General features: G+C 72.0%; 13 protein-coding genes. 9 read left to right on the top strand and 4 right to left on the bottom strand.

Annotation, left to right across the window (positions count from 1 at the left end; genetic code table 11):
• Positions 1-224 precede the first annotated feature (224 nt).
• The 5 genes from ACZ7DL_RS14840 to ACZ7DL_RS14820 are packed head-to-tail and all read left to right on the top strand — an operon-like array spanning position 225 to position 4850.
• Positions 225-1895, top strand: coding sequence for an ATP-binding protein (locus ACZ7DL_RS14840; protein ID WP_470774455.1), 1671 nt, complete (start codon positions 225-227; stop codon positions 1893-1895).
• Positions 1892-2296 (top strand): roadblock/LC7 domain-containing protein, encoded by a 405-nt coding sequence (locus ACZ7DL_RS14835; protein WP_470774453.1) that lies wholly within the window; start codon positions 1892-1894, stop codon positions 2294-2296. The genes ACZ7DL_RS14840 and ACZ7DL_RS14835 overlap by 4 nt, the downstream gene beginning before the upstream one ends.
• A complete protein-coding gene (locus ACZ7DL_RS14830; RefSeq protein WP_470774452.1) occupies positions 2293-2709 on the top strand; it encodes a DUF742 domain-containing protein in 417 nt (138 codons plus the stop codon). The genes ACZ7DL_RS14835 and ACZ7DL_RS14830 overlap by 4 nt, the downstream gene beginning before the upstream one ends.
• Complete coding sequence (locus tag ACZ7DL_RS14825) at positions 2690-3310, top strand: GTP-binding protein (protein WP_470774450.1); 621 nt, start codon at positions 2690-2692, stop codon at positions 3308-3310. The genes ACZ7DL_RS14830 and ACZ7DL_RS14825 overlap by 20 nt, the downstream gene beginning before the upstream one ends.
• A 43-nt stretch (positions 3311-3353) precedes the next feature.
• Positions 3354-4850, top strand: coding sequence for a cytochrome P450 (locus ACZ7DL_RS14820; protein WP_470774448.1), 1497 nt, complete (start codon positions 3354-3356; stop codon positions 4848-4850).
• On the opposite strand, the gene ACZ7DL_RS14815 is transcribed toward ACZ7DL_RS14820, so the two are convergent.
• From ACZ7DL_RS14815 to ACZ7DL_RS14805, 3 genes are all read right to left on the bottom strand, one after another.
• On the bottom strand, positions 4759-5817 hold the full coding sequence (locus tag ACZ7DL_RS14815) for an RluA family pseudouridine synthase (protein WP_470774447.1): 1059 nt from the start codon (positions 5815-5817) through the stop codon (positions 4759-4761). The genes ACZ7DL_RS14820 and ACZ7DL_RS14815 overlap by 92 nt on opposite strands.
• Positions 5818-5990: 173 nt before the next feature.
• Positions 5991-6842, bottom strand: a complete 852-nt coding sequence (locus ACZ7DL_RS14810) for a siderophore-interacting protein (RefSeq protein WP_470774445.1) — start codon at positions 6840-6842, stop codon at positions 5991-5993.
• A gap of 123 nt (positions 6843-6965) precedes the next feature.
• Complete coding sequence (locus ACZ7DL_RS14805; RefSeq protein WP_470774443.1) at positions 6966-7886, bottom strand: 5'-3' exonuclease; 921 nt, start codon at positions 7884-7886, stop codon at positions 6966-6968.
• A gap of 202 nt (positions 7887-8088) precedes the next feature.
• On the opposite strand from ACZ7DL_RS14805, the gene ACZ7DL_RS14800 reads away from it, so the two are divergent.
• The 4 genes from ACZ7DL_RS14800 to ACZ7DL_RS14785 all read left to right on the top strand — a co-directional run bounded on the left by ACZ7DL_RS14800 (position 8089) and on the right by ACZ7DL_RS14785 (position 12757).
• The gene (locus ACZ7DL_RS14800; protein WP_470774441.1) at positions 8089-9162 is read left to right on the top strand and encodes a quaternary amine ABC transporter ATP-binding protein; all 1074 of its coding nucleotides are present in this window, start codon (positions 8089-8091) and stop codon (positions 9160-9162) included.
• A complete protein-coding gene (locus ACZ7DL_RS14795) occupies positions 9155-10969 on the top strand; it encodes an ABC transporter permease/substrate binding protein (RefSeq protein WP_470774439.1) in 1815 nt (604 codons plus the stop codon). The genes ACZ7DL_RS14800 and ACZ7DL_RS14795 overlap by 8 nt, the downstream gene beginning before the upstream one ends.
• 384 nt (positions 10970-11353) lie before the next feature.
• On the top strand, positions 11354-11926 hold the full coding sequence (locus ACZ7DL_RS14790) for a helix-turn-helix domain-containing protein (protein WP_470774437.1): 573 nt from the start codon (positions 11354-11356) through the stop codon (positions 11924-11926).
• Positions 11927-12037: 111 nt separating this feature from the next.
• A complete protein-coding gene (locus ACZ7DL_RS14785; RefSeq protein ID WP_470774435.1) occupies positions 12038-12757 on the top strand; it encodes a helical backbone metal receptor in 720 nt (239 codons plus the stop codon).
• Here ACZ7DL_RS14785 and ACZ7DL_RS14780 read toward each other — a convergent pair.
• Entirely contained in the window at positions 12669-13826 is a 1158-nt protein-coding gene (locus ACZ7DL_RS14780) for a TDT family transporter (RefSeq protein ID WP_470774434.1), read from the bottom strand. The genes ACZ7DL_RS14785 and ACZ7DL_RS14780 overlap by 89 nt on opposite strands.
• Positions 13827-13882 lie beyond the last annotated feature (56 nt).

Here is a 13882-nt window from a genome sequence, read left to right as displayed (position 1 = left end):
CAGTGTGCAAAAGGAGCCGAGCGTACTCCTGTCGCAGGGGTGATTTCAGGGGGTTGCCGAATATGACACGGCGATGATCCGGTCGGACTAAGCTCGCCCGCGGCGCACCCGGTTGAGGTGATTCGTGCGCCTGTTCCCACATATGAAGCAGATTCCGTTAGTTCCATGAATCTTCCCCCTGAAAGCTCTCCCGACACCCAGCCGATTCGTCTCAGAAGGCATCCATGGTGAGTGTTCAGAAGCCCCCCCGTGGCCGTGAACGTCCCTATGCGCGCGTGCTGTTGCCGCCGGCCATAGTGATGGCCGCGGCGGCCGGGGCCGCCGTCGCCCTGGTACCGCCCACGGCGCGGCTCGCCGTCGGCGTGTGCGGAGCGCTGGCCGTGCTGCTGGTCCTCGGCACGGCCGGGGAGGCCGCCCGCCGCGGCCGCCTGCTCCGCGAGGCGCAGGCCGAACACGCCCGTTACGCCGCGCAACTGGAGCGTCGGATGGCGGCGCACCACGCGGTGCTGGACCGCATCATCCACGACGTTCTGCCCACCGGCTTCCACCGGCTGCGCCGCGGCGAGGTGCTGCGGGACGTCGTGAGCAACGTCTACGACGCCGACCCCGAACTGCGCCGCCTGCCCGAGGGCTACCGCGACCTGGTGCGTACGGCGCTGCGCGGTGCCGACCACGAGATCTCGATGCGCGACGCCACCGAGCGCTCCTATGTGAGCATCGCCCGCCGCGTCCAGGCCATCGTCCACCAGCAGGCCAAGGAACTCCGGGAGATGGAGGAGGACCACGGCCGCAACCCCGAGGTCTTCGACGACCTGCTCCGGCTCGACCACGGCACCTCCCTGATCGGCCGCCTCGCCGACACCATCTCCGTCCTCGGCGGCGGCCGCCCCGGCCGTCAGTGGCCCCTGCCGGTCTCCCTCTACAGCGTGCTGCGCGGCGCGATGTCCCGGATCCTGGAGTACCGCCGGATCAACCTCGCCTCCATCGTCACCATCAACATCAAGGGCACCGCGGTCGAGCCGATCATCCACGCCGCCGCCGAGCTCCTCGACAACGCCACCCGCTACTCGCCGCCGACGACCAAGGTGCACGTCACCGCCTCCGAGGTGCAGACCGGCATCGCCATCGAGATCGAGGACGCGGGCGTCAGCCTCAGCGAGGAGTCCCGCGCCCGTATCGAGCAGGCGATCGAGGACGCCAAGAACTTCGACGACGCGCACAATCTCGGCGAGAACCCGCGCCTCGGTCTCGCCGTCGTCGGCCGGCTGTGCAAGCAGTTCGACATGGAGGTCTCGCTGCGCTCCTCCGCCTACGGCGGTGTCCGCGCGATCCTCGTCGTGCCGCGCGTGATGACGACCACCGAGCCCGGCGTCGGCGCCGCGCACGGCATCGGCGCCACGGGCATCCCGAAGCCCGAACTCGGCGCCGTGGAGGGCCCGAAGCGCCCGCCCAAGAAGCGTCGCCCCACCAGCCCCAAGATCCCCGCCGGGATCTCCCTGGAGGACGACGTCCCGGAGGTCACCGAGTGGACCGCGGGCGGTCTGCCGCAGCGCCGCAGCCGGGTGAAGACCCCGCTCAGCCAGCGGATCGCCGAACAGGCCGCCATCGAGCGCGCCGAGCGCGAGGGCAGACCGACCATCTGGTCCCAGACCCGGGCGGAGCCGGAACCCGAGCCCGAGATCGACCCGGAGCGCAAGAAGCTCATGGACCGGCCGATCGGTGCGGGAATCGAAGCCTTCTGGAAGGGCCTGCGGGAGGGCATGCCCCCGGACGCCACCGGGCCGGAACTGACCGACTTCACGATCCACCCGACCAAGTACCTGCATCTGCTCAAAGATTCGGCCGACCCCGCCGAGGGCGCCATCGAGGCCGACGACGAGGGGGACCTCAAGTGATCCAGCAGCGAGCGAACCTGGACTGGATGCTCAAGCAGCTGAACGACGGCGTGCCGGGCATCGAGATGATCGTGGTCCTCTCCGCCGACGGACTGCGCATCGCCCGCTACGGCGGCGACCCCGACGCCGCCGACCGGGTGGCCGCCGCCTGCGCGGGCGTGCAGAGCCTGGCCGGGGCCATCATCCAGGAGCTGCCGGGTGCCGGCGACATGAGGCTCGTGGTCTTCGAGATCGAGGGCGGCTACTTCTACCTCATGAACGCCGGCCCCAACGCCTACCTCGCCGTACTCGCCGACGTCACCTGCGAACCGGGCCGTATGAGCGGGATGATGCGTGACCTCGTCGTCCGGATCGGCGCCCATCTCACCAGTCCGCCGCGGCGGAACGGGCAGACCGTATGACACCTCCACCGCGCAGACGGCGCCGGTCGCAGCACCTTCCGCCCCCGCCCCCGCCGCCCCCGAAACCGGTGGGCGGTGAGCAGAAGCCCAAGAACCCCGAACGGCTGTACACCATCGCGGGAACCGCCGACGGCGCCCGCGCCGAACTCGACCTGGTGACCTTGATCGTGGCGCGTTCCGCGCCCTCGCCGACCGCCTCACCGGAGGAGGCGGCCGTGCTCCGGCTCTGCATCGCCCCGTTGTCCGTTGCCGAGCTCTCGGCCTATGTCCAGCTGCCGTTCAGCGCGATGACCGTACTGATCACCGAACTGATCGCAGCCGGAGTGGTGCAGGCCCGCGCCCCGATCGTCCGCCAGGCGGTTCCCGACCGATCACTCCTCGAAGCGGTGATGCATGGACTTCAAAAGCTCTGACACGATTCCCGGCCCACGCACCGAGGACCATCTGCCGCACACGGCCCAGGCCGCGGCGAAGATCGTGATCGTGGGCGGGTTCGGTGTCGGCAAGACCACCATGGTCGGTTCGGTCAGCGAGATCAGGCCGCTGACCACCGAGGAGACCATGACCCAGGCCGGCATCGGCGTGGACGACAACTACGGCTCCGAGTCGAAGACGGCCACCACCGTGGCCATGGACTTCGGCCGCATCAGCATCACCGACAAGCTGGTGCTCTACCTCTTCGGCACCCCCGGCCAGGAGCGCTTCTGGTTCCTGTGGAACGGCCTGTTCGAAGGCGCCCTCGGCGCGGTCGTGCTGGTCGACACCCGGCGCCTGGAAGTCAGCTTCGACGTCATGGGCCGGCTGGAGGAGCGTGGCGTGCCCTTCGTCGTCGCCGTCAACTCCTTCCCGGACGCCCCGCGTTACCCGGTCGAGGAACTGCGCACCGCCCTGGACCTGGGCCCGGAGATCCCGATCATCGAGTGCGACGTGCGCCGCCGGGCCTCCAGCAAGGAGGTGCTGATGACCCTCGTGCGCTTCCTGCACGCCATCGCCCTCTCCGGCGCCCTCACCTGACCTGCCGCCGACCGCCCCCCACCATCCGTTCCGGAGCGACACCGTGACGTCTGAATCCCCATCCCTGACCGGCACAGACCCCACCGCCGGCCCGCCGCCGGGCTGCCCGGCGCACGGCCTCGGCCCCGGGGGAGTGCATCGGCTCTACGGCCCCGACGCCGAGGATCTCGGCAGCCTTTACGAGCGCCTGCGCGAGCAGCACGGCCCCGTGGCCCCGGTGCTGCTCCACGACGACGTACCGATGTGGGTGGTGCTCGGGCACGCCGAGAACCTCCAGTTGGTGCGCAGCCCCTCGCAGTACACCCGGGACAGCCGGATCTGGACCCCGCTGCGGGAGGGCACGGTCAAGCCCGACCACCCCCTCATGCCGCACATCGCCTGGCAGCCCATCTGCTCGCACGCCGAGGGCGACGAGCACGAGCGGCTGCGCGAGGCGGTCACCGCGGCCATGGCCACCATCGACCACCGCAGCGTCCGCCGCCACATCGGCCGGCACACCCAGCTCCTGGTCAACGGCTTCTGCGAGCGGGGCCGGGCCGACCTGGTCTCCCAGTTCGCCGAGCACCTGCCGATGGCCGTGCTGTGCGAGATCCTCGGCATGCCCGAGGAGTACAACGACCGGATGGTGCATGCCGCCCGGGACGCCCTCAAGGGCACCGAGACCGCCATCCAGAGCCACGCCTACGTCATGGACGCCCTCAGCCGGCTCACCACCCGGCGGCGCGCCCGGCCCGACGACGACTTCACCAGCCACCTGATCACCCACCCGGCCGGGCTCTCCGACGACGAGGTCCGCGAACACCTGCGGCTCGTCCTCTTCGCGGCCTACGAGGCCACCGCGAACCTCCTCGCCAACGCGTTGCGCATGGTCCTCACCGAGCCGGGCTTCCGCGCCCAGCTCAACGGCGGCCAGATGACCGTGCCGGAGGCGATCGAGCAGTCCCTGTGGGACGAGCCGCCGTTCAGCACGGTCCTCGGGTACTACGCCAAGCAGGACACCGAGCTGGGCGGCCGGCGCATCCGCAAGGGCGACGGGCTGCTCTTCGCGCCCGCCCCGGGCAACGTCGACCCGCGGGTGCGGCCCGACCTGTCCGCGAGCATGCAGGGCAACCGCTCGCACCTCGCCTTCGGCGGCGGCCCGCACGAGTGCCCCGGCCAGGACATCGGCCGCGCCATCGCCGACGTCGGTGTCGACGCGCTGCTGACCCGGCTGTCCGACATCCAGCTCGACTGCGCCGAGGAGGAGCTGCGCTGGCGGTCGTCCATCGCCTCCCGGCACCTGGTGGCCCTGCCGGTGCGCTTCGAACCGAAGCCGCAGCAGGACGTCGACCTGGCGCCGCGGGCCATGCCCGTTCCGCCGCAGCGCTCCAACTGGCAGGTCGGCACCCTGAGCAGCGACCGGGCCCCGGCCGTCGTCGAACGGCAGCGTTCGGACTTCGGCCCCCTCCTCACGCCGGAGGCGATCCCTCCGGCCCTGGAGCCGGCGGCCCGGCCGCGGGGACTGTGGCGGCGGCTGGTGCGCTGGTGGCGGGGCGCGTGACCGCGGGCCGGCGGCCCTCGCGGTCCCCGGCCCAGTCGCCGTAGGAGGTCCAGGCCCCCAGCCGGCGCCCGCTGACGAACGCGTGCCGCGCCCCGGTGACCGGATCGGTGAACTCCAGCCCGCGTGCGAGCAGCTGGAGCGGGCGCCGGAAGTCACCGGCCGGCACCGGGCCGGTCACCTCGGGGTACAGCGGATCACCGAGGATGGGCACGCCCAGCGCGGTCAGGTGCACCCGCAGCTGATGGGTCTGCCCGGTCGCCGGGACGAGCCGGTAGCGGCCGAGCCCGGCCCGGTGCTCGGCAAGCTCCACGTGGGTCTCGGCGTTCGGCTCGCCCGCCACCTCCCGGGCGGCGAGCACTCCGCGTTCCTTCACGATCCTGCTCCGTACCATGCGGGGCAGGGTGAGCGCGGGGTCGTACGGCGCGATCGCCTCGTACTCCTTGTGCACCTGCCGGTCCCGGAACAGCGTCTGGTAGGCGCCGCGCTCCTCGGGACGCACGGTGAACAGCACCAGGCCGGCGGTGAGCCGGTCCAGGCGGTGCGCCGCCGTCAGTGTGGGAATGCCCAGCTCGTGCCGGAGCCGGGCCAGCGCGGTCTGCGCGACATGCGTGCCGCGCGGGGTCGTGGCCAGGAAGTGCGGCTTGTCGGCCACCACGATGTGCTCGTCGCGGTAGACCACCTCCACCGGGAACGGCACCGCCACCTCGGTCGGCAGCTCGCGGTGGAACCAGACGTACGTCCCCGGCCGGTACGGTGCGTCCGGCGGCACGGCCCGCCCGTCGGCCCCGACCACCAGCCCGGCGGCGAACATCGACTCGATCACCCCGGGCCCGGCGCCCGTGAGCCGCTCCACGAGATGCTCCCGCACCGTGGCCCACGCCCCCTCCATGGGCAGCCGCACCCGCACGGGGTCGACCCCGTCGCGCTGGGGGAGCGGGGCGGGCGGGGGCGGTGTACGGCGTCTCATCGAGGTCAAGGGTACGGGCGGGCAGGGCGACCGCCCGGAGCGCACGGTGTACCGGTTCACCGCGGCCGGCCGGGACGAGAGGACGCAGTCGCTGTCGGGCCTCGTCGCCGTAGCGGCCAAGGAGTATCGGGGGCTCTGCCCCCGGACGGGTGGTGGGCTGCCGGACCGCGTGCTCAGGCGGCGGCTACGGCCGTGCTGCTCTCCTGCTCGGCCTCGATGCGGGCGTTCCACTCCCGCTTGGACGCCTGCCAGCCGTCCTCGTTGTGCCCGAGGCGCCAGTAGCCCGAGATCGACAGGTCCTCGCGCGGAGTCTGCCGCTCGACCCGCAGCAGCCGGCGCAGCTCCTTCACGAAGCCCGCCTCGCCGTGCACGAACGCGTGCAGCCGGCCCTCCGGGAACTCGAGCACCCGCACGGCCTCCAGCAGGGCCTCGCCGACCGGCCGGTCCCCGCGGTGCAGCCAGACGACCTGCATCTCGGTGTCGATCTTCTGCTCCTCCTCGGGACCGGAGACCTCGATGAAGGCGTGCGCACGGGCGCCGGCGGGCAGGGTCTCCAGGGCGCGGGCGATCGCGGGCAGCGCGCTCTCGTCACCGGCGAGCAGATGCCAGTCGGCCTCCGGGTCGGGCGCGTACGCGCCGCCGGGGCCCATGAAGCGCACCGTGTCGCCGGGCCGGGCGCGGACGGCCCACGGTCCGGCCAGGCCCTCGTCGCCGTGGATCACGAAGTCCAGGGTCAGCTCCCGCTGTACGGGGTCCCACGCGCGCACGGTGTAGGTCCGGGTCACCGGCCACTGCTCGCGTGGGAACTCGGCGCGGATCCGCTCCAGGTCGAAGGGTTCCGGGTAGCTGACACCGGCGGGGCCGAACAGCAACTTCACATAGTGGTCGGTGCAGGTGTCCGCGGCGAATCCGGCCAGGCCCTCGCCGCCGAGCACCACACGCTGCATGTGCGGGGTCAGCCGTTCGGTACGCACCACCTGGGCGGTATAGGGCTTGCGCGGCTTTCGTCCCGGACGCTCTGCCATCACGGCCTCCTGCAAGATTGGTTAGGTTTACCTAAGTTAGCATCCCGCTCCGATTCAACACCTCATTTATGAGGCTCCGATGAGAGCCCTTTGCCGGAATATTCCGGTGGACGACGGCCGTGCTCAGTGCGCCAGGGTGACCAGCAGCCGCTCCAGCGAGCCGCCCAGCCCCCACCGGCGCGCCAGCTCCTGAAGCCCTGCCGGGTCGCGCGGGGCGTGCGGCAGGACGGTGTCGACCTGCGGCAGCGGCACGTCGTCGGCCACCCGCACCACCTTGGGCGCCACCGCGAGATACGGCCGGGCCTCGGTGAGCCGCCTGCGCTGCGACGGCGTGAGCTTCGCCCGCGGGTCGTCGACCGCCGCCATGACCCCGGCCAGGTCACCGAACTCGGCGAGCAGCTTGGCGGCCGTCTTCTCGCCGATGCCGGCCACGCCCGGCAGGCCGTCACTCGGGTCGCCGCGCAGCAGCGCCAGATCCGCGTACCCCCGCCCGTCGACGCCATACTTCTCGCGCAGCACCGCCTCGTCGGTCAGCTGCAGCGTGCCGACGCCCTTCAGTGGATACAGCACACGGACCTCGCGCTCGTCGTCCACCAGCTGGTACAGGTCGCGGTCGCCGGTGACGATGTCCACCGGGCCCTTCGCGTGCGCGGTGAACGTGCCGATCACGTCGTCGGCCTCGTACCCCGCGACGCCGACGCGCGCGATGCCGATCGCGTCCAGCACGTCCTCGATGACCGGCACCTGCGGGGCGAGCGTGTCCGGCACCTCCTCCTCGTCCGGCACGCCCGTGCGCTCCTCGGCGACCCGGTGCGCCTTGTACGTGGGGATGAGGTCCACCCGCCACTGCGGGCGCCAGTCGGCGTCCATGCAGGCCACCAGCCCCTCCGGCCGGTGGTCCTTGACCAGCCGGTCGATGAAGTCCAGCAGTCCGCGCACGGCGTTCACCGGCGTGCCGTCCGGCGCCTTCACGGAGTCCGGGACGCCGAAGTAGGCGCGGAAGTACAGCGAGGCGGTGTCGAGGAGCATGAGTCGTCCGGTCACGCTCGCATCATGCCGTACGGCACCGACAGCGCCTCTTCGCCCCGGAACGCGTTGCGCGATGCGCATCCCCGTGAGCCCGGCCACTTGCGGGTTTGCCCCGGCTTGACCTGGGGAGGTGCCGCCTCGGAGCGAGGCTGGTTGCTCTTTTCAACTGTCGGCGACTCTTCGTCTCCTGTCCCTGTCCCCGAGACGAGAGGTACGCGTGCAACCCAGACTTGAGGCGGAGCACCTGTTCAAGGTGTTCGGCAGACGACCGGACGCGGCAGTGGAACGCCTGCGGCAGGGCGCCGACCGGGCGGGGCTGCGTGCCGACGGCACGACGGCCGCCGTCATCGACGCCTCCTTCCGCGTCGAGGCCGGCGAGATCTTCGTGGTCATGGGCCTGTCGGGCTCCGGCAAGTCCACCCTGCTGCGCATGCTCAACGGGCTGCTGAAGCCGACCGCGGGCAGCGTGCGCCACGACGGCCAGGACCTGGCCGCGCTCACCGACCGCGCCCTGCGCGAGCTGCGCTCCAGGAAGATCAGCATGGTCTTCCAGCACTTCGCGCTCTTCCCGCACCGCAGCGTCCGCGACAACGCCGCCTACGGCCTGGAAGTGCAGGGCGTGCCCCGCGCCGAGCGCGAACGCCGCGCCGACGAGGCGCTCGCCCTGTGCGGCCTGGCCGGCTGGGAGACGTCCTGGCCCGACGAGCTGTCCGGCGGCATGCAGCAGCGCGTCGGCCTCGCCCGCGCCCTCGCCACCGACGCCGACGTACTGCTCATGGACGAGTCCTTCAGCGCCCTGGACCCGCTGATCCGCCGGGACATGCAGGACCAGCTGCTGGAACTCCAGAAGACCCTGAAGAAGACCATCGTCTTCATCACCCATGACCTCAACGAGGCGATGCGGCTCGGCGACCGCATCGCCGTCATGCGCGACGGCCGCATCGTCCAGACCGGCACCGCGGAGGACATCCTGCTGCGCCCCGCGAACGACTACGTGGCCTCCTTCATCCAGGACGTCGACCGCTCCCGCGTGCTGACCGCCGCCGCCGTGATGGACACCGAGCTGCGCGGCGACGAGGCCGACTGCGGCTGCGAGACCGCGACCCCCGAGACGCCGTTCACCGAGCTGTGCGCCCTCAGCGCCCGGCTGTCCCACCCGGTCGCCGTCCTCGCCGCCGACCGCACCCTCGTCGGGGTCGTACCCCGGCGGCGCCTGGTCGGCTTCCTCGGCGACGAGCAGAGCGCGCCGACGGCCTGCGGCAACCCGAGGAAGGTGATCGGCCGTGCCTAGGATCCACCTCGGCGACTGGGTCGAGTCCGGCGTCGACTGGCTGGTCGACCACCTGTCCTGGCTGTTCGACGCCGTCAAGGCGGTCATGGAGGGCATGTACGACGGCCTCGACGCCGTGCTCACCGCCCCGGCACCGCTCCTGACGGCGGGCATCCTCGCCGTCATCGCCTGGTGGCTGCGCGGCCTGCTCGCCGGCCTCCTCGCCTTCGCCGGCTTCGCCCTCGTGGACTCGCTCGACCTGTGGGACCGGGCCATGTCCACGCTCGCGCTGGTCCTCGTGGCGACCGTGATCGCCCTGGTGATCTCGATCCCGCTGGGCATCTGGGCCGCCCGCTCCAGGGCGGTCAGCGCCGCCGTACGGCCGCTGCTGGACCTGCTCCAGACCATGCCCTCGATGGTGCTGCTGATCCCGGCCATGCTCTTCTTCGGGCTGGGCACGGCCGCGGGTGTCGTCGCCACCCTGATCTTCGCGCTCGCGCCCGGCGTCCGCATGACCGAGCTGGGCATCCGGCAGGTCGACGCGGAACTGGTCGAGGCCGCCGAGGCGTTCGGCACCACCCCGCGCGACATCCTGTGGCGGGTCCAGCTGCCGCTCGCCCTGCCGACCGTCATGGCCGGCGTCAACCAGGTGATCATGCTGGGTCTGTCCATGGTCGTCATCGCGGGCATGGTCGGCACCGGCGGCCTCGGCGGCGCCGTCAACGAGGCCATCGGCCGGCTGGACATCGGCTACGGCTTCGAGGCGGGCGTCGGCATCGTCGTCCTCGCCATCTACCTGGACCGCGTCACCGGCGCGCTCGGTACCCAGCTCTCCCCGCTGGGTCGCAGGGCCGCCGCGAAGGCCCCCACGCGCGCGTGGTCGTACCGCCCGCGCCCGGCGGTCGCCGTGGTCGGTGTGGTCGTCCTCGCCCTCGTCGCGGGCGGACTCGGGATCTTCGGCTCCTCCGCCGGCACCTCCGAGGCGTCCGGCACGGACGTCGGCAAGGGCAAGGAGATCAGGATCGGCTACATCCCCTGGGACGAGGGCATCGCCTCCACGTTCCTCTGGAAGGAGATCCTTCAGGAACGCGGTTTCAAGGTGACCACCACCCAGTACGCGGCCGGGCCGCTCTACACGGGCCTCGCCACCGGCCAGCTCGACTTCCAGACCGACTCCTGGCTGCCCACCACCCACGCCGAGTACTGGGCGAAGTACGGCAAGCAGCTGGACGACCTCGGCAAGTGGTACGGCCCGACCTCCCTGGAGCTGACCGTCCCCTCCTATGTGAAGGACGTCGACTCCCTGGCGGACCTGAAGGACCACGCCTCCGAGTTCGGCGGCAAGATCGTCGGCATCGAGCCCAGCGCCGGCATGATGGGCCTGCTCAAGGACAAGGTGCTCAAGGAGTACGGCCTTCAGGGCGGCTACGAGGTGGTCGACGGCTCCACCCCGGCCATGCTCGCCGAGCTGAAGCGCGCCTACGCCCGCAAACAGCCGGTCGTCGTCACCCTGTGGTCGCCGCACTGGGCGTACAGCGAGTACGACCTGAAGAAGCTGACGGACCCGAAGGGCGCCTGGGGCAGGGGCGACGGCGTGCACACCCTCGCCCGCAAGGGCTTCGCCGCCGACAACCCGCAGGTCGGCCGGTGGCTGAAGGACTTCTCGATGACCGAGGGGCAGCTGACGAGCCTGGAGGCGTCCGTCCAGAAGGCCGGCAAGGGCAAGGAGCAGGACGCCGTGCGCGGCTGGCTGCGGCAGCACCCCGGTCTGGTCGACACGTGGGCCCCCGTCGTCAAGAAGGGCGCCACCAGCCAGGCGGCCGGGTGACCTGACCGGCCCGGACCGCCTCCCGAGGGGCGGGCGCCGCCGGACGCCGACGCGCGTCCGGCGGCGCCCGCCCCTCATGCCGTTCCGCCTACGGAAAGGATCAGGCCAATCACCCCGAGTGATGAACCATGGCCTGTGCAGAGGCCGCAGGCCCAGCTGGTCGGCATATTCATCCGCCCGGGCGACCGCGTCCCGGGCCGCTCACCGGCCCCGAGACGCTGGCGCGAACTGTGAGGGTGGGGATCACGGTCATGTCAGGGATGTGACAGGCACGTGAAACGGTTTGCCGAACATGCGTAGGGTGCAGAGAAGTCATCGGAAGAGAGGTGCCCCGGGGCGGGCACCCGGACAGCGGCACGACGAGCGAGGGAGGGAGCCGGAGCGATGGGCGACCACAAAGAGCAGCAGCCCGTGCGGGTGGGCGCGGCCGTCCGGCGGCGCCGCCGTGCGCTGGAACTGACCCTCGCCGTCGTGGCCGAGCGCAGCGGCCTGTCGGTGCCCTTCCTCAGCCAGGTCGAGAACGACCGGGCCCGCCCGAGCCGGACCTCCCTGGAGAAGCTGGCCGACGCCCTGCGGACCACGGCCGTCGAACTCCTCGCCGCCGCCGACCCGGCGGCCAGCGTGGACGTGGTCCGCGCCGAGCCCGTCCCCGAGGGCGACTTCACCCCGAGCACCCGCCCCCTGGTGCGCGGCCACCACCAACTGCACGCATCGGAGTTCACCGGCGACCACGACGCCGGCCGCGAGTTCCAGCACCGCAACGACGAGCTGATGTACGTCGCCGACGGCGCGGTGGAGATCGAGGCGGAGGGCCGCGCGTACCGCCTCGGGCGCGGCGACACCCTGTATCTGACGGGTGGGGTGCGGCACCGGTGGCGGGCGACGGTGGCGGACACGAGGGTGATCGTGGTGGCGGTGGCCGAGCACATCGAAGCGGTGCAGGACCGCTCCCGCTGAGAATTACGGAAGAGGGCGCATGAGGGGTCGTCGATCGTCTGCGGGTCCGTTGTGGCTGGTCGCGCAGTTCGCAGCGCCCCTGCGGGGCGCTGCCCTGGCCGGGGCTGCCTAGTGCGAGTCGTCTCCCTGGTCCCCTCCCTCACCGAGGCCGTCGCCGTGACGCTGCCCGGGGTCCTCGTCGGCGCCACGGGCTGGTGCAGCCGTCCGGCGGACCTGGACGTCACCAGGATCGGCGGTACCAAGAACCCGGACGTGACCAGGATCCGCGCACTCGCCCCCGACCTGGTGATCGCCAACGAGGAGGAGAACCGCGCCCCCGACCTCGACGCCCTGCGGACGGCGGGCGTCGAGGTGCTGGTCACCGAGGTGCGCACGGTGCCGCAGGCGCTCACCGAGCTGGACCGGGTGCTCACCGCCTGCGGCGCGTCCGGCCGGCCCGCCTGGCTGGCCGAGGCCGAGGCGGCCTGGGCGTCCCTGCCCGCGCCGGCGGAGCGCAGGACGGCGGTCGTACCGGTCTGGCGGCGCCCCTGGATGGTCCTCGGCCGGGACACCTTCGCGGGCGACGTCCTGGCCCGCCTCGGCGTCGGCCATGTGTACGCCACCCACCCGGAGCGCTACCCCCGCATCCCGCCGGACGAACTGCTCACCGGCCGCCCGGACCTGGTGGTGCTGCCGGACGAGCCCTACCGCTTCACCGCGGACGACGGCCCGGAGGCCTTTGTGGGCCTGCCCTGCGCCCTGGTCAGCGGACGGCACCTGACCTGGTACGGACCGTCCCTGACGGAAGCCCCGCGGGTGCTGGCCGCGGCCCTGCGGGCAGCTCGCCGCTGAGCAGGCCGCGCACGGTGCCCCAGGCGGTCACGAGCCAGCCGGCCACCAGCACCACGTACAGACCGACGGCCAGGGCGGAGTACACCAGCAGACCGGTGTGCCGGGCGAGGGCCGCGGCGCCGGTGACGCAGGTGCCCACCGGGAAGATGAAGGCCCACCAGCTCATCGAGAACCCCATGCCCCGCCGCCGGGCCCGCACCACGTACGCGGCCGAGAGCACCAGCCAGAGCAGCGCGAACGCCAGGACCGGTATCCCGTACAGCACGGCGAAGACCCCGAGGCCGCGGTCGTAGGGGGCCCGTACCACCCCGGGTGCGAGGTCCGCGATCAGGCCGACGGCGGTGGTGGACTGCCCGAGCGGGCCGAGGACCACGAACAGGGTCGGGGTGAGCGCGAGCGGCAGCGGCCCGCCGGTGATCAGCCGGGCGTAGATCAGCGACAGCATCAGCAGGACGGCCAGCAGGCTCAGCCCGAACAGCCCGAAGCAGCTCAGCAGCAGCGTCTCCCGGGGTTGGCCCGGCGGCAGATGCGGTACCAGCAGGGGGCCGAGCGAAGCCGACACCATGGGTGGGATCAGCGGCAGCAGCCACACCGGGGTGGCCTGGCCGGGTTCGACGCGATGCCGGACGGCCATCAGGTACGGCACGGCCACGGCCGTCCCGAGCCCGATCACCGTACCGGCGGTGAACAGCACGGTGTCCAGGGCGACGGCCGCTTCGGTGCCGATCCAGTCCTGACCGGTCGTCATCGCGCCGCCGCCCACCGCGAGCAGCGCCATCGCCAGGCAGCCGTAGAACGGCGCCATGGCGGGGTCGAGGAGATCGGCGCGGGCCTGGTCGCGGTGGTGGGCCCAGTGCAGGGCCCGGGCGCCCAGCAGGGCCACGAGCATGCACAGGGAGAGCGCCCAGGCGAACGCTAAGGCATCACGGGGCACGGGCACGGGTCCGGGCAGCGCGACGCCGGCCGAGCCGACGATGGCGGTGCCCATGACGGAGGCGTACCAGTTCGGCCCCACGTGCCGGAGCCCGGCGGTACGGCCGGGGGACGGAGACGGAGCTGCGGTGATCATGGCCCCATGATCGTCCCGCCGGTCCCTTGTGACCAGGAAGTTCCTGTCTATGGATA

This window comes from Streptomyces sp. NPDC036984 (genome assembly GCF_055607665.1).
This window is presented reverse-complemented; position numbering and strand designations above follow the sequence as displayed.